The sequence below is a fragment of the Holophagaceae bacterium genome, assembly GCA_016720465.1.
In the GTDB taxonomy this organism is placed as follows: domain Bacteria; phylum Acidobacteriota; class Holophagae; order Holophagales; family Holophagaceae; genus JANXPB01.
On record JADKKO010000004.1, the window covers coordinates 92,125 to 107,833 of the forward strand.

At 57.7% G+C, this 15,709-nt stretch carries 14 protein-coding genes; 2 read left to right on the forward strand and 12 right to left on the reverse strand.

Annotated features, from left to right (window positions below; genetic code table 11):
• Window positions 1-27: 27 nt before the first annotated feature.
• The 5 genes from IPQ13_07875 to IPQ13_07895 form a co-directional block, all read right to left on the reverse strand.
• Window positions 28-1,017, reverse strand: coding sequence for a M56 family metallopeptidase (locus IPQ13_07875; protein MBL0210808.1), 990 nt, complete (start codon window positions 1,015-1,017; stop codon window positions 28-30).
• On the reverse strand, window positions 1,014-1,382 hold the full coding sequence (locus tag IPQ13_07880; GenBank protein MBL0210809.1) for a BlaI/MecI/CopY family transcriptional regulator: 369 nt from the start codon (window positions 1,380-1,382) through the stop codon (window positions 1,014-1,016). Before IPQ13_07880 ends, IPQ13_07875 begins: the two co-directional genes overlap by 4 nt.
• A 187-nt stretch (window positions 1,383-1,569) precedes the next feature.
• Window positions 1,570-2,055, reverse strand: a complete 486-nt coding sequence (locus tag IPQ13_07885) for a hypothetical protein (GenBank protein ID MBL0210810.1) — start codon at window positions 2,053-2,055, stop codon at window positions 1,570-1,572.
• The gene (locus IPQ13_07890; GenBank protein MBL0210811.1) at window positions 1,994-2,551 is read right to left on the reverse strand and encodes a hypothetical protein; all 558 of its coding nucleotides are present in this window, start codon (window positions 2,549-2,551) and stop codon (window positions 1,994-1,996) included. Before IPQ13_07890 ends, IPQ13_07885 begins: the two co-directional genes overlap by 62 nt.
• A 2-nt stretch (window positions 2,552-2,553) precedes the next feature.
• Window positions 2,554-3,114: a helix-turn-helix domain-containing protein gene (locus IPQ13_07895; GenBank protein ID MBL0210812.1), complete on the reverse strand. Its 561-nt coding sequence runs from the start codon at window positions 3,112-3,114 to the stop codon at window positions 2,554-2,556.
• A 33-nt stretch (window positions 3,115-3,147) separates the two neighbouring features.
• Between IPQ13_07895 and IPQ13_07900 the strand changes: the two genes are divergently transcribed.
• Window positions 3,148-3,387, forward strand: coding sequence for a helix-turn-helix domain-containing protein (locus IPQ13_07900; protein MBL0210813.1), 240 nt, complete (start codon window positions 3,148-3,150; stop codon window positions 3,385-3,387).
• A gap of 502 nt (window positions 3,388-3,889) precedes the next feature.
• Window positions 3,890-4,777, forward strand: coding sequence for a DDE-type integrase/transposase/recombinase (locus IPQ13_07905; protein MBL0210814.1), 888 nt, complete (start codon window positions 3,890-3,892; stop codon window positions 4,775-4,777).
• A 4-nt stretch (window positions 4,778-4,781) separates the two neighbouring features.
• Here IPQ13_07905 and IPQ13_07910 read toward each other — a convergent pair whose 3' ends face one another.
• The 7 genes from IPQ13_07910 to IPQ13_07940 form a co-directional block, all read right to left on the reverse strand.
• Window positions 4,782-5,219, reverse strand: a complete 438-nt coding sequence (locus IPQ13_07910) for a response regulator (GenBank protein ID MBL0210815.1) — start codon at window positions 5,217-5,219, stop codon at window positions 4,782-4,784.
• Window positions 5,216-6,211, reverse strand: a complete 996-nt coding sequence (locus tag IPQ13_07915) for a histidine kinase (protein ID MBL0210816.1) — start codon at window positions 6,209-6,211, stop codon at window positions 5,216-5,218. The genes IPQ13_07910 and IPQ13_07915 overlap by 4 nt, the downstream gene beginning before the upstream one ends.
• Window positions 6,212-6,525: 314 nt before the next feature.
• The gene (locus IPQ13_07920; protein ID MBL0210817.1) at window positions 6,526-7,368 is read right to left on the reverse strand and encodes a MipA/OmpV family protein; all 843 of its coding nucleotides are present in this window, start codon (window positions 7,366-7,368) and stop codon (window positions 6,526-6,528) included.
• Window positions 7,369-7,503: 135 nt separating this feature from the next.
• Window positions 7,504-8,325 (reverse strand): hypothetical protein, encoded by an 822-nt coding sequence (locus IPQ13_07925; protein ID MBL0210818.1) that lies wholly within the window; start codon window positions 8,323-8,325, stop codon window positions 7,504-7,506.
• A 534-nt stretch (window positions 8,326-8,859) separates the two neighbouring features.
• Window positions 8,860-13,098 carry a PAS domain S-box protein gene (locus tag IPQ13_07930; protein MBL0210819.1) on the reverse strand — a complete coding sequence of 1,413 codons (4,239 nt, stop codon included), beginning with the start codon at window positions 13,096-13,098 and terminating at the stop codon, window positions 8,860-8,862.
• A 494-nt stretch (window positions 13,099-13,592) separates the two neighbouring features.
• Window positions 13,593-14,009, reverse strand: a complete 417-nt coding sequence (locus IPQ13_07935; GenBank protein ID MBL0210820.1) for a hypothetical protein — start codon at window positions 14,007-14,009, stop codon at window positions 13,593-13,595.
• Window positions 14,010-14,151: 142 nt separating this feature from the next.
• Window positions 14,152-15,675: an efflux transporter outer membrane subunit gene (locus IPQ13_07940; GenBank protein ID MBL0210821.1), complete on the reverse strand. Its 1,524-nt coding sequence runs from the start codon at window positions 15,673-15,675 to the stop codon at window positions 14,152-14,154.
• Window positions 15,676-15,709: the final 34 nt, after the last annotated feature.

Genomic DNA, 15,709 nt, shown 5'->3' on the forward strand with positions numbered 1-15,709 from the left:
AAAAGGCGAGGTTGTCGCATGGGTTTCCTAGTGGCTCAGGAGGCCGAGAAGGGATTCAAGGGCGTGATGGGTTTCCCCGGAGAGAGCCGCCAGCAACCCAAGGAGGAAGAGGATTGCCGGCCAAGCCAACGCCCCGGCCCACCATGCCCGGTAGGTGGGACAAGGATTCAGAAGAGCGTCCACCCTTGGGCGGAGATGGCCTCCTCCAAAGGCTGGCATTGAGCGCCAGAGGCCCGGCCAAGTGCCTAAATGCAATCGGCTGGCGGCCAAAAGGGCTTCGGCCACCACCAAGGAATCCCCTACCTGGAGGGCCGCCCCTTCATCGCAGGCCAGCTCCGTCGTCTGGATCAGGTCAGCACGTAATTGGGCGCGCAACTGGGGAGGCAAGATCAGAGTGAAGACTTCCGCCAATAACAGCCGGAGCCCGTCCCTGCGATGCTGGTGGGCTTTTTCATGGGCCAGCACCACGGCCAGATGCTTCTCGGGAAGGGTCGTCAAGAGTCCTTCCGAAAGACATACCTGGGGGCGAAGAATCCCCGTCGTAAACGCCAAGGGTTGGGCCACTTTAAGGCGAAAGAAATCTGTATCGGGTTCTCCGAGGGCGAGCATGGAGAACAGGCTGCGCTGTCCCTGGCGGTAGGCCAGGAGGAAGCGGATCAGCGGGACCGTCACAGCCAGCACCAGACCCGTGAAGAGGAACAATCCCAGCAGCGTGGGTTGCCAATTGCCGTGAGTGAGGCAGAGGTGGGGGTGCCCGCCGTGCTCCAGGCAGTGATCCCAAGATGGGTAGAGCGTCGAAAATTCGGAGGGAAGGAGGCAAACGAGGATGCTCAGGAATCCGATGATCCAAGGGATGAGACTGATCCCGAGGAAGAAGGCGCTGGCCTTTCCAGGTTCGAGGCGAAGGATCCGGGCGCGCGCCTGGGGATAGACCCACGCCAAGGCGCCACCGATGAGCACAGCTACGCCTAGCGCAAGGATCGCCGCGACGGTCAGAATGCCGAGCACACGCATCACTTGGGCGCTTTCCGCAGCTTCGCCCGGCGTTCAGCGACCAGGCGCTCCAGTTCCTCCAAGGTGCCCAGATCATGCCTTTGAAGAGAAAGATCCACGAAGGCTGCCAGTAGGGGCAAAGGTTCGGCGGGATTCATGCGCCCCAGCGTTTCCTTGATGAGGCGGGCGGCTAAATCCTCGCGGTTGATCCGTGGCACATAGACATAGGCGTGACTTGCTTTTTCTCGTGTCAAAAGATCTTTTCGGAACAAACGTTCCATGGCCGACTGGACCGTGTTGGAGTGGACATCCCTGCCGGACTCGATGGCCTGATGCACGGCGCGCACATCCCCGGAACCAAGGGCCCAGAGTTGTTCCAGCACCTGCATCTCCAGGTCGCCGAGATTTAAGGAATGAGCAGGTCGCACCAACACCACGAGCAAAAGTCCAAAAGTAAAGTGTAGTATAGAAAACCGATCGCAAGTCGGTTTTAAAATAGAATCCGGCAGGGAGCCGTTGTTCAAAGGAAAGCGGCCTCGAAGGGCCACGATCATTCCTTGCTACTTTCTGCCTGCCTCACCCCGTGCCGTGCTTCTTCATGATATTCGCGCGCTGGGCGTCGAACTCGGTCTGGCTCAGGAGTTGGCTGTCGAAGAGATCTTTCAGCTCGGTCAATTCTTCCTTGAGCGATTTCGCGGGCGCGGCCGGAGCCTGGGGCGCGGCGGCGGCACCGCCCATAGGCATTTGCTGCTGGCCCATGATCGCCTGGGCCATCTGGCTGGCCATCATGCCGCCCATTCCAAAGCCAAGGCCAGCGCCCATGCCAAGGCCCGCCACGCCGCCTTCGTTGGCCGCAGCGATGTGGATGCTGTCGGCCACCTGCATCTGGGTGTATTCGGTAACCGCGCCATCGAATCGGCTCAGGTATTCGAGGAACTGATGGTGTGCTAACTGTGAACAGGCAAGACTTTTCTCATAAACGATAGGTGTAGTGCGTGATTTAAGCCGGAATGAATTTGGATCGTGCTTCTTTCGCCTTCTCACAGGCTTGGTATTTCTCATACCCCCGGTACGCCAGGACCGCTGAGAGCATGAAATAGATCAGCCAGGGTGTGGGGATACCTTGGAGGAGCATGCTGAGGCCAATGGGAGCAAGAATCACGCCCGCAAACCGAAGGATGTAGGCGGTCTCCAGATCCTTGATGTGCTGGTCCATCTCGTCGAACTGTTTCTTGATCGGGAACCCGCAATTGACAGATCCCCTGCACTCAGGGCTCTGCCGACCGGTGATCTGATGGCATTGTGGGCAGATGATCGCGTTGGGATTGTCCTTCCCTATCCTGGCGATTTGAGGCCCCAATTCGTAGTAGTCCCTGCCAGCGACTTTCGGGTTTGCTCCTACGACATGGATCGTCTGGTGAAGCTCAGTGGTTGCGGCGTTGGAAGGATCTGCCTCGGTTCCAGTGGATCTCTGGTCCCTCGCAAGATCGTTTAGCAGGCGGCTCAATTCCTCCTTCTTGGCCTGTACTTCGTTGTCGCTCTTATCACCTGAAGACATTCCTAGGCTCCTCTCAGTCGATGTTCTGCCGCCTCACTCAGCGACCGTTTGAGCGCTTGGATGGTCGCTTTGGGGCGATCGAGCCCCTTTATGACCCCGATTTCGTAGACAAGAGAAACGGCCTTCCCAACGGAAACAGGATCCAGTTTGAGACGGCGTCGCTTGAAGATTTCGATAACCACTTCTGTGGCCGCGCGAAGCAGCATATCGTTAAAGGATTGGCCCGTGGGTGCAACCAGTTTCGGAACGAGCGGCGTCACCACTTGAGGTTCAGGATCGAAGGCCTTGTTCGGTTCCCCCCCCGACACGAGCCATTCCAGAGTGACGTTGAGCGGACCGCGTAGTGCGTTCAGCGAACGCACACCTGGATTGCGAATTCCGGCCTCCCACTGGGACACCAATGCTCTTGAAGTCCCAGAAGCGGTTCCGAGGGCTTGCTGGGTGATCCCCAGCTTCTCTCTGGCGAACCGAATCCGTTCTCCCAAGGTGGAGGGCGAATTCGGGTTGGAAGAAGGGGGTTGACGCAAGGTGTGCTTTACCTCAATTTTAATCTGTGCAAGCAAATGTTAGCAACACACTAATCCAGGAGTTGTCCAATGGTAATCCAAGGCTGGCATCCCGTTGACTTGGCTGCGGCCATCAAGAAAACCGGCTGGACCCACGCGAAAATCGCGGATGCCTTGTGGGTGAGCCGCTCCACGGTTTCTCACGGGATCAGAACTGGGTCCTCCAAGGCCGTCCGGGACTTCGTTTCGAAACTTCTCGGCGTTCCTGCGACTGAGATCTGGCCGTTTTTGCCCCCGGAGATCCCACCAGGTAGTTCTAGTCGTGGTTGAAAGCAGGGGAGAGGGCTGGCCTCTCCCCTTCCTGCATTCCGCAGAACGAACGAGGACGCCATGACCAATCCTTTCGACAGAACAAACATCGGGCGGGACCCACCACACGGCCTCCCGCATTGTCGCTTCTGACCCTACTCCGGTTTTTGCCCACTTTTCCCTCGCGGCATCACCCCTCGCGAACGTCGGCTCAACCCCGCACTTCGACGATGAAGCAGAAAGGAGGTCCGTCCCTTCTGGGGCATCCGCCCCTCTGGAACCTAGCGAGAGCCACCTTCGCTCCTTAATGACCAGATTTCTATCGGGTGCGGCTTCGTCTGCCCGTTCTGGCCTGGAGGATCGGAACTTAACCGCAAAACAAGGAAAGGACGGATCTCAACCACCCGTCCCCCTCGAAACCTGTGGAGCGAACCATGAACTCCGAACATAAGAATGGCGATCCCGAACCACCCGCGCAAGGTCAAGCCGAAAAATATCCGAATGGGAACCACAGATCTTTCCCATGAATAAGCTAAGCCTTGAACGTCGATGTCAAATCGTGGCGGCCCTAGTGGAGGGTGTCTCGATTCGTGCAACTTGTCGATTAACGGGCTGTTCCAAGAACACCGTACTCAAGCTCCTGGTCGAGCTAGGCAAGGTCTGCAAGGACTACCAGGATCAAACCCTCGTAAATCTCAAGACACGAATCATCCAATGCGACGAGATCTGGGCATTTATCGGATGCAAGGCTAAGAATGTCCCGGAGCATCTTCGGGGCACTGTCGGAATTGGTGACGTTTGGACGTGGACCGGAATCGACGCGGAATCAAAGCTCATTCTTGCGTGGCGAGTTGGCTCCCGAGACCTAGAAGATGCAAAGGCCTTCATCCGTGATGTGGAGCGCCGTCTCCTTCATCGCATTCAGCTGACCACGGACGGGCATCGACCCTACTTGGAGGCCGTCGCGGAGTCATTTGGGATTTGGATCGATTACGCAATGCTGATCAAGATGTTCGGAAAAAAGGAGAAAACGGAGAACCGGAAATACAGCCCTTCTGCATGTAAGGACATCCTGAAGTTACGTATCTCGGGACGTCCGAAAATGAAGGATGTTTCGACCTCGTATGTCGAACGGCAAAACCTCACCATGCGGATGAGCATGCGAAGGTTTACCAGGCTCACGAATGCCTTTTCGAGGAAGTTGGAAAACCACGAAGCTGCGGTGGCGATACATTTCATGTATTACAATTTTGCGAGGATCCACCAGACTCTTCGGGTGACTCCGGCGATGGAAGCTGGTATCGCTGACCATCCCTGGAGTATTTGTGACATCTTAATGCTACTGGACCAGTCGAGAATTGCGCCCAAGTGTCCCAAACAAATTTGTCAAGACCCACCAAATTCAAACTGACCCACTACCCCGCTTTCGCAGCGTAGCGCATGATCTTCTTGCTAGTGGCAGGAGTGAGAATGGGTGCCTGGCCGTGTGCTTTCATTGCGCGTATCCGGTCCAGGCACCTGACCAGGCGTTCGGCACGCACGGGTTTCAGTAGGTAGTCCGCTGCTTCGAGATCGAAGGCTTCCACCGCGTGATCAGAAAAGGCGGTCACGAACACAATGGGCAGTGCAGAGGTGGAACCTTCTGCTACTTCCAGGCCGCTGGCGCCAGGCATGCGGATATCAAGGAAGAGTGCGTCCACCTCGGGCTGCTCCTCAAGCCATGCTTGAACTGAAGACCCATCCTCGAAGGCCGCGACCACTTCACATCCCGCTTCTTCCAGAAGACGCACCAAACGCTTGCGGTTATACGGTTCGTCCTCTGCGACGGCCACCCGGAGTGCATTGGAACTCACACGTCCCCCTGGATCGCGGGGGCTTCCAGCCGGAGTTCAGCGACAGTAAGCGGGCCTTCGGATCGGAGATCCAGCGTGGAGAACCCCTCCGCGATGAGGGCTAGACGGGCCTTGAGATTCCTCAACCCTGTCCCCTGAGGATCCGGATTGCTCAGCGGCATTCCCGAATTGCTTACGCGGATATACAAGTCACCCTCAGTCGTTCGCCGGGCCTCGATGTGCAGCTCCCCGCCCTTTCGTACAGGCGCGATGCCGTGCTTGATGGCGTTTTCCACTAGGGGCAGCACTAGGAGCGGTGGCAAGCGCAATTCTTCTATCTCTTCGGGCCAGTCCCAATCTACAGACAACCGCGAGCCAAGACGGAGCTGTTCTATGGCGAGGTACTGCTCCAGCAGACTGCGCTCCTCGGCCAAGGAGATAAATGGCTTGTCACGGATCCGTGTGAGGCGGCGATAAAAATCTGCTACATCCAGCAGGGCTTCCTCTGCGCGTCCGGCATCCTCGCGCACGAGTTCACTCAAAGCCCCCAAAGCATTGTAGAGAACATGAGGATCCAACTGGGCGAGGAGCGCCTGATTCCTGGATTCCCGCTCCTGGGCCTCCAGAATTTTCCGAGCCGCTTCGGAGTCTGCCCAGTCCAGGTCAGAAGCCTCCTTTCCTGCAACGAACCAGCCCACCAGGATGGCGAAGGGCATCTGGATGATGAGCCGCACCAGTTCGATGGGCAGCTTAGACTGCTCCGCGACGACTTGCATACCCCGTGCAATATGCTGGAGCCCGGGACCTCCGTGAAGGCGATAAAGCAGGGAAAGCAGGCCTAGCCAGGCAAGATTCCACATCAGGGCCTGGATCCATCCGCGAACCACACCCGTGCGGTGGCGCGCGTCTCCGGTCCACTGCCACGCCCAAGGGGAAAAGGCATAGAAGGCCGATAAGTAGATCACACCTCCAAAGAAGACCGTGGGGCGTTCGGGGATCGGTGACTCCCCCATGGACCATCGCATCAGGAAGAGCAGCGCGATGAACAAATGTATAGCGCCCAGCTGTGAAGGTCTGAACCGACGGATCGTTAGGTGAAGTACCTGATGGGCGAGCATGGGCAATATCCAGAGTGGCGAAATCCTTCGGGCGGGCTTGGAGGTAGAGACTACTCACGTCTTAGATGCCAGGAACTTCGACGGCGAATTTGATGAAGAGATCGAAAAGTGCCAAAAACAGGGTACCGATGGCCGCCTTGGAAATGGGGCCCCATCGGTGGAGAACCGTCCCGGGATCTGGAAGAAAAAGAACGTGTTCATGCCACACCCTAGAACTGGTACGTGAAGCCGAACCCGGCAGAAAGGGTTTCAGGCTTCCGGACAAGGGGACTCGATGCGGCGTCTCCTTGCAACTTAGTACCCCGCAACATAAGGAAATAGCGCAAGGACCGATCCGGACTGAAGCCGGCGAAGATTCCTGCCTGGAGTTCGCGGAGGCCCGCTCCCGGCGTGTAGGAGGCACCTTCTCCTGTCTTTAGCCGCGAATCCCCGGAAGCCAGAAGCCCCTGGCGGCGCGCAGATTGTTCTTCGGATACTCCGAAATCATAGCTCAGGTTTTTTGCATCCCCGAAGACGGCCGAGGCTGTCATTCCAGCGAACCAATGCTCTGCGATCCGGGTCCGATAGGCTAATTCCAGGGTGCTACGGCTTCCGACCTCCGATCGCATACCTGTTGCCAGGGTCAGACCCGCGCTCAGTGGACCTAAGCGGTACTTCATGGCCGTCCCAACCCAAATGGCCGCGGTCCGATCGCCCATTCCGGCCAGCTCATCAGCCCTGTCTTCAACGCGGCGCTCTGAATAGCCCAGTCCAAGGTCCCAGGTGAATGATCGGCTTTTTAGAAGGTGCATGCCGAGACCTGCTCCCACGGATACCCGACTGCTGCCGAAGAAGTAGCGGCCATCATACTCGGCGCTCAACATGGGCATGGCTATGTTCCGCTCGGTGTCGGAACCCGGGATTGCGGGCCCGGTCATAGCCATGGCACCCGCCTTGAAAGACCATCCGGGTTTCGAGTGACCTCCTTCATCGCTGAAGTTGCTGATGGGGTCCTGAGCCTGGACCATGGCACAGGCCAGCACGACGAGAAGCGTTATCTTGCAAACATTCATAAGTAACACCACATCCAGAGAGTACTGCATCGAAAAGGCCGGGTTCGTGGCGATCGAACAGAGAGGAACAAGCCATCCCCAAATCGCGCGCTTACCCGGCCTTGCATTCCGTGGGACGCAAGATGATCAATCAGATTAAAGACCCAGCATGACCTTGCGCAGGCCTTCCTTGTGAGTGCGTAATTGTGAGAGGAATTCTCGCCCTTTAACGCGCTGAGCCTCGCTTAGAACGGGTAAGGATTCCAGGTAGGCGCCTCGAACCTCTGTAGCCAGGGCGAAGGCGGCCTCCGCAACCTTCTGCTGGTTCTGACGCAGCGCGTCTTCAGTTGTGTTCGGGTCTAGGCCTGCGTCCACGGCCGTCATGATCAGGCCATGGAAAGCTTCCTTCTTCGCCTCGATGGCGGGCTTATGGGCTACATGGATACTCTCCACTGCTTGCTTCTGGGCGTCACTCAAATCCAGACGCGCGCCCATGAGATGCATCATCATGCCGTGACGGTGCCCTTGTTCCTCTCCGAGACCCTGGCCCATTTTGCTTCTTATCATCTCAAAGCCCATCTTCGCTTTGGCCTTCTGGCTTTCTGTCAGATGAGGGAGGAGTTCCAGATAAATGGAACGGACTTCCTTGGCCAGTTCGAACCCCATTTCGGCGGTCCTTTGCTGAAGGGGTAGCAGGCTATCGGTGGTGTTGGCAGGATCCAGGCCGGCATCCAGCAAGGCTGAGCGAGCATCGAAGAAGAGCTGGGCCTTGGCGGCGAGGGCGGGCTTGTGGCGATCAACGGCCTGCTTGAACGATGTCTTCTGGACATCTGTGATGCCCAGCTTCTGGACCATCAAGCCGTGGCCTTTGAATGCGCTGCCACCGCAGGGGCCGTCCACTTGCATGCCGTGCTTCATAGCGAAGGGGCCGCCGATTCCGGTGGCGAGGACGAGGGGAAGGGCGATCTTGAAGAACATGGGCAACCTCCTTGGTTGAGTGGCCATCGTGTTGGCCTGTGTTAATGGTTAGGCCTATCCCATGCGCCCGTTTGGTCTCACAGATCGATTGCCTCCAGGCCAGGATGAATTGAGTGGCAGTAGGGGTGAATTGCCATCAACTTGCACAATAAGCCCCAGAGTCGCTTCATCTGAACAGCCGAAATCAAGGTCAACCACTCCAATTCTTGATTCATGTTCGGTAGGCCTAAGAATGGCTCCATTGCATTGCTTATCGCTGGTTGTGATTAAGTGAGGATTACCAAGATCCGCAGGAGCAGATTAACTCTGGCCAGAGTGGAAGAGGTGTATTTGACTCAGGCCCCCCGGCTTGAACCTCAATTGATCGCGCGGATAAGTCCTTGTACGCGGCAAAATCCGCAAGGCGAAATTGTGTGAAGGTTTGGGATTCTACGATGTGATATCGAATGGGCACTTCCGGCCGATTCCCGGTTGCATCGTTGTTGGCCGTGGACCAAGTAGCAGGATCAGCTCCTAAGCAGGGTGCTCAATTCCTCACACCACCCGACCCACTTCCTTCAGAGCCTCCTGAATTCCCGCCAGTAGTTCTTTTATCGTTTCCCATTCAGCGGTTTCGGTCTTGGCATAGGCTTCCAGCGCTGCGGCCCTGCTGGCCAGAGCATAGGCACCGATCATGGCGGCGGAACCTTTGATGCGGTGGCTTTGCCGCACGACGCAGGGCTTATCCTTTTGCCGTATGCCGTCCTGCATCTCCTGTAGATCTGCGTTTGTCGTCGCAATGAAATCATTCAGAATTTCATTTGCCGACGCTACATCGCCGCGGCACAAATCAAGCAGCGTTTTGGAATCGACACCGGGGGGCATCCATTCCATGGTCTTGATGGAAGGCGTTGCCAACGCTTCTGGAGCCTCTAGCTTCACGTGGGGCATCCATTGGCGAAGCTTGGAGGCTAGAAAGGAAATGGTCACGGGCTTGATCAGGTAGTCGTCCATGCCCAGCTCCAGGCAGCGTTCAGCCTCGCCACCCATGGCATTGGCCGTGAGCGCCAGAATTGGCGTTCTGGCCACTGGGTGGGTGCGCTCCCAGTCCCGAATGGCCTTGGTCAGTTGGTAGCCGTCCATGCGCGGCATGTGCAGATCGGCAAGGATCACCGCATAGCGGCCACTTTGCCACTTCTCAAATGCCTCTTGCCCATCACCTGCGACCTCCAGGGCGTAGCCCGCGCGATGCACCTGTTGGGTGAGAACAATGCGATTGGTGGGATGGTCCTCGGCCAAAAGGATCAGGCTGCGTTCCTGCTCCGCCATTTCAATGCTGGGTGCGGGCCGCACCGGAATGGTTTTCGAGGAGTCCATCACCTCGGGCCTCACGATGTCCTGCACGTTTCCCACGGGGAGGTTCACCGCCAGGGTCATGGTGGTACCTTGCCCCAAGGTGCTTCGCATCGTCAGGCTGCCACCCATCAACTCCGCCAGGCGTCGTGAGATGACAAGGCCCAGTCCAGTTCCACCAAAACGCCTGGTGGTGCTGGCTTCGGCTTGAGCGAAGGGGGAGAAGAGCTTCGCCTGGTTTTCAGGCGACACGCCGATGCCCGTGTCCTCCACATCAAAGGCCAGTGATTCATCGCCGTCGTTAGACTCCAGCACCCGTAGCCTCAAGGCGATGGAACCGCTTTCGGTGAACTTCAGCGCATTGCTCAGGAAATTGTTCAGGATCTGGCGGATGCGCAGGGCATCGGCCACATGGGCCGGGGCCAGCATTGGGTCTATATCCAAGATGAATTTCAAGCTCTTGGAGGAAATGGGGGATCTGAATGTTTGCGATACGGATTCCATGAGCTCCCGCATCGAGAATGTTCCGGGAGCCAGCTCCAGCTTGTTCGCTTCGATCTTCGAGAAATCGAGGATGTCGCCGATGATCTGCAGCAGGCTATCGGATGATTCATGGATGATGTTCGCGACCCGGCGCTGCTCCGCGTCGAGATCGCTTTGCGTGAGCACTTCCAGCATGCCGGCGACCCCGATGAGCGGTGTGCGCAGCTCGTGGCTCATGGAGGCCAGGAACGTTGATTTCGCTTCGTTCGCGGCGCGGGCCTCGGCTTCCCGCTGGCGAAGTTCCTCTTCCAGTACCTGCATGGTGGCCACGGTGGTGCGCAGATCAGCGGTGCGCTTTTCCACCTTGGACTCAAGCAGTTCGTTCGACAGCTCGAGTTCTTCCCTCAGCCGCGTGTGCTGGATGGCCACTACCAGCTGATCGGTCATATCCAAGGCGATTTCCGCGTGCTGGAGTGTCAGCAGGCCGGGAGTTGTGGCGGAAAGGGCCACAAAGCCTAGCACGGTGTCTTCACTTTCCATGGGAATGTAAATTAGGTCGTGCAGGCCCTGAGAAAGCAGCAGTTCCTCCAGGATGCAGCCATGGATTTCGCTCAAATCTGGCAGGTCCAGGAAAGGCGCTGAAAGCAGATCCTTGAGATCGTGGAAATCACTGATGGGCCGGACTTCACCCGCCAGGGGCAGCCAAGGACTGTCCTGGTCCACCGCCAGAAGGTTGCCCTCCGTGAGGCCCTGGTCAAACAGCACCACCGCGGCCCGCTCGAAGGGCACGATGTGCCGGAGCCGGGCCAGCGCCCCCCGCGCCAGGTCCGCGGTGGAGCGCGCCCCGAGAAGCGCCGCATCAATTGCCCGCATGGCCTCCAACCGCTCGATGTACTCATGGACCTCGCGCGCGGCTTGCACCCGCTCAGTAATGTCTTGCTCAACGGAGGTAAAATTTGTGATCACGCCGAGATGATCTATCAACGGGGTGATGGTTTTTTCCACGGTGTAATAGCTGCCATCCTTGCGTCGATTGATGATCTCCCCTTGCCAAACCTTCCCGGCAAGCAGGGTGGCCCACATGGCGACATAAAATGCGTCATCATGTTGCCCCGACTTGACCAAGTCTCCAGGGCGCCTGCCGATGGCTTCCGAAGCGCTGTATCCTGTAAGAGTGGAGAAGGCTGGATTGACCCACTCGATCACACCCTGCCGATCGGTAATCGTGATGGCATTCGCCGCGGCCTCCAACGCGCTGCCCTGCAACCGCAAGCTGGCTTCAGCCCGCTTGCGCTCGGTGATGTCGCGGCAGATGCCCAACACCATTGGAACCTGGCCGTTCGCGCCACACATGGGTGCGGCGCGAAGGTCGAGCCAGCGGTGGGTCCCCTTCAGCCCTGTGACGTCGAACTCCAGTGATCCGCTTTCACCGCACACCACGCGCTCATGCAGGGAACTAAAAGCAGCATGGAATTCTGGTCGGATGAAGGCTAGGAGGCCGCAGCCCTGAACCTCCTGCAATGAATCTGCTTCGAGCATGGCTAGGCCCGCGGCGTTCATCTCCAGCAGCTTGCCATGTTGGTCGCTGAGTTTCACGCATTCCGGCTCGGCTTCAATGATGGCCCGCAATTGCTGTTCGCTCGCCTGCAGGGCCTTTTGCGCCGCGCGTTCGGCGGATTTATCGCTGAAGACCAGCACCGCACCGCTGATGGCGCCGCTGTCACCGCGGATGGGCGCCGCGCTGTTGGCAATGGGGCGTTCGGTGCCGTCCCGGGCGATCAGCAGTGTGTGGTTGGCCAAACCCGCCACCGCGCCCAGCCGCAGCACCTGATCCACTGGGTGATCCATCGTGGTCCGGGTGTCCTCGTTCATGATGCAGAACACCTGCTCCAGTGGTTTGCTTTGGGCGTCTGCTTCGGTCCAGCCGGTGAGCTTTTCAGCCACCGGGTTCATCCCCCGGATAAGGCCCCCGCGGTCCGTGGTTATGACCCCATCGCCAATGCTGTACAGGGTGGCGCGAAAGGTTTTCTGGGTCTCATGCTCCCGGCGTTCCAAGTCGTAGAGATCCCGGAAAAGCCCGGCCTGTTGGCGCCTGTAAACGTAGGCCGTCGCGGCGGCGGCAAGCAGGATGAGCGAACCGACCACAAGGCCGATCATGCCCGCCCGATAGCGCGCTTCAGCCAGGATTTCATCCGCATCCACCTTGGCCACCATAAACCACGGCGAATCCGGAATTGGGCGCAGATCGGCCAGCACTTGGACACCGCGGTAGTCTTTGCCCTGAAACACGCCCTGTTTGCCCAACAGCGCTTCTCTCGCCGCAAGATCAGACTTGCTCACAAGATCGCGCAAAACCACGGCGGACCTGGGACGATGGCGGAGATGGTTCAGAAAAACGATTTCTTCGCCATCGCGCTGGACCAGCAAGGTCTCGGCACTGGGACTGGGCGTGGGCCAGGATTGGATCAAGGGAAACAAATAGTCGTCGGCAAGGCTACGCAGAATCACCACCGCCAGCGGTTGCCCTTTAACTCCGCGCACCACCGCAGCCAAATCTATATGAGCAGTGCCATCCACCTCGCGAAAAAAGTCGGAGAGCTGGGGTTCCTTGCTGATCAGGACAACTTGGATGATCCGCTGAGTGGCCGGATCCGTCAGTGCTGGAGTATCGAGGGTGCTGAGCACTTTGCGGCCGTCCAGAGTGAAAAGCAGCACCTCGTGATACTCGTCCCCCATCCGTTCGAGCAGCAGCTTTTCCATCAAATCGGCGCGGTTGTCCAGGGACCTGGGAAGGTTAAGAAATTTCTCGATGGCCTGGCTTAGCGAAGGGGCTCTCTCAACCCTTCGAGCATCATTCAATCGTTCTTTGCGCCATCGCTGTATCTGTCCGGATTTAAGTTCGCCGATAGCGGCAAGTTCCCCATGCTTTTTTTTACGGATGTTTTCGGTTTCCGCCAAGTAATACCAATAGCCCGAAGCTAGCAGACCCAGAGCGATGGCAACGAAAACGACCACCGAGACCTGCCGAATGGATCTGGATTGCTTGGATAGACAACGCATGGTTGTATGCCTATTTATGCATGGGTGTTTCAAATTAGGACTATATGATCCGATTTAATTCGCGTCAACCGCAACTTCAGGCATTCCACAGTGTCCATTCCCACTCCCCGAATTCTCCCTGGGCGGGCTTCTCGGGTTGTGTGTCCCCCCGGGCACAGGCAACACTCACTTGCAGTACTCGGGCATAGTATTTAATTATTCTATTTGTTAAAGGTTACTGCCTGACGATGCCATCCTTCTCATCCCTTGAGGCTTTTGCCTATTGCACAGGTTACGTCTACTGGCGAGGCCATGCTTGGGTGAATCGTGGAGGTTCATCCAGGTGGATTTGAATAACGTTGATTGGCGCTTTCCGCTTCCTGATTCAGCGTGGAAGACAATCAGATTGCCGCTTACAGCTTGTGTTGGCTCTTGGACCGCAATGTCTGGGCGGCTATTGCTGTGGTTACGACCCATACGAGCGTTCGAAGGGTCATGGCGACCACCGTGCGCTGCTCGTAAGCCCCGCCGGAATAGATGTGTACGCTGAGAGCCGCAAACGTGAGGGCTGTTGCCCCAGCGATGGCTGCGGCCAGCCAAACCGCCCATCGTTTCTGCAGCCAAAGCCCGACACCGGCGATGACATAAGCGAGACCCGCCACAGTGTTAAACCAGAGCACAAACGGCACGTAGTTGCCGACCGCAGCGCGAGTGGCCGCACCGCCGAACAGAATCGCGCCGCCTTCCTTGATGGTCAGCAGACCGAACCCGACTGCAACCAGAGAAACAGCCCAGATCCAGAATCCTCGTTGTTGTTTGGGTGTAGCCATGATGGCCCTTCCTTCCTGTTGGTGTTCTGACGAAATGAATTGCTGATGTCTGGGGTGCGATCCCTGATGAGTTCCTGGTGCTTTGCTTGACGCTTTGTCGGTGAATACCTTGTCCACGCTTAATCCGACTCCGAGCCGCATACTATTCGTGCGCTTGAGCCGAGATCTGGTGATTGTCTTTATCTTGAGTTGTCGGCTCCTCCCAGCCACCACCCATTGCCTGGTATAGGGCAACGGTGTTGCCCAGGCGTTGGGCTTGGATCGCCAATACATTGATGCGTACCTGCTGTGCTTGTTGCTGGGCCTGGAGTATTTGCAAATAGCTGGCAGCGCCTAAAGCAAGTTGTTGCTGAACCAATCTCAAGGATTGTTCAGCTGATTGGCTGGCGGCCACCAGTGATGCCTGAGCTTGTGCGTCACTCTCAATGGTGCGGAGAATGTCCGCCACATTGCGCAAAGCCTGCAACACAGTCTGCTTGTAGTTTGCACCTGCGGCATCCAGTCCGGCCTCGGCGGCCCGGGCGTTGGAGCGTAAGCCCGGATTGAACAATGGCTGTGTCAGTTGGCTGCCCAGACTCCAGATCAGCGAGCCAGGGCCGAATAGGCTTGCCGTAGTCAGAGCCTGGGATCCGAGGTTAGCGGTCAGGGTCAATTGCGGGTAGAGCTTGGCGATGGCAACGCCATACTGCGCGGTGGCTGCATGGAGCAGGGCCTCTGAGGCCCGGATGTCCGGGCGTCTGCGTACTAGCTCTGAAGGCACACTCAAGGGCAAATCGGCCGGCAATGAAAAATCCACCAGCGTGAAATTTGGAACATCCATAGCGCTAGGGGGCTGTCCGGCCAGAACGGCCAGCAAATGGTGGGTTTGCTCAAGCCGATTGCGCATTGCGGGGATACCCGCGCGGGTTTGTTCTACTTGCGTTTGCAAGGCCAGGATCTCGTATTCCGAGGCCGCGCCTGCGGCCACCCGCTTCCGCGTGATTTCCAGTTGCTCCTGTTGCGCACGCAGGATGTCTTTGCTGGCTTCGATTTGGGCAGTCAACTGAGCCTGGGAAATTGCGGCCAAGGCGATGCTAGCGGCCAGGTTCAGCCGCGCACCTTCAAGTTGGAATGACTGGTAGTCCACTTGTGCCGCCAGTGCTTCAAGCCCTCGGCGGAGGCCCCCGGCCAGATCGAGGTCGTAACCAACCACAATGCTGGCGTTGTAGGAATCAAAGGTGCGTTCACCGTCAGGCAAACCCATTGCCGAACCATTGGTTCTTTGCCGCTGGCCGCCAAGCTTTGCATTGACCTGAGGAAGCTGGGTTGAACGGGATTGAGCAGCGTAGTTCTGCTCGGCCTGGCGTAAAGTGGCTTGGGCTGATGAAAGCGTTGGACTGGCCTGGAACGCTAGTTCTATCAAGCCATTGAGCTTGGTGGAGCGGAACTCCTTCCACCACTCGTCTGGAACTTGCGCTGAAACAAGACGCTGCTCGTTCCCCAGAATTCCAGGGCTCGACAGCGTCTGCCCCGGAAGCGGGCCCGTTGTATACCTTGATACTTGCGAAGCCACTGGGCGCTTGAAATCCGGCCCGGCCGCGCAACCGGCCAACAGTCCCGCCAAGACGAACCCAAGGAAGGGAAAAGCCACATTTCGTCGTAAGTGCGTAGAGGACGGGTTGGTCATGCCAGGCTCCAAGGACAGGAACATTGATCAGGCT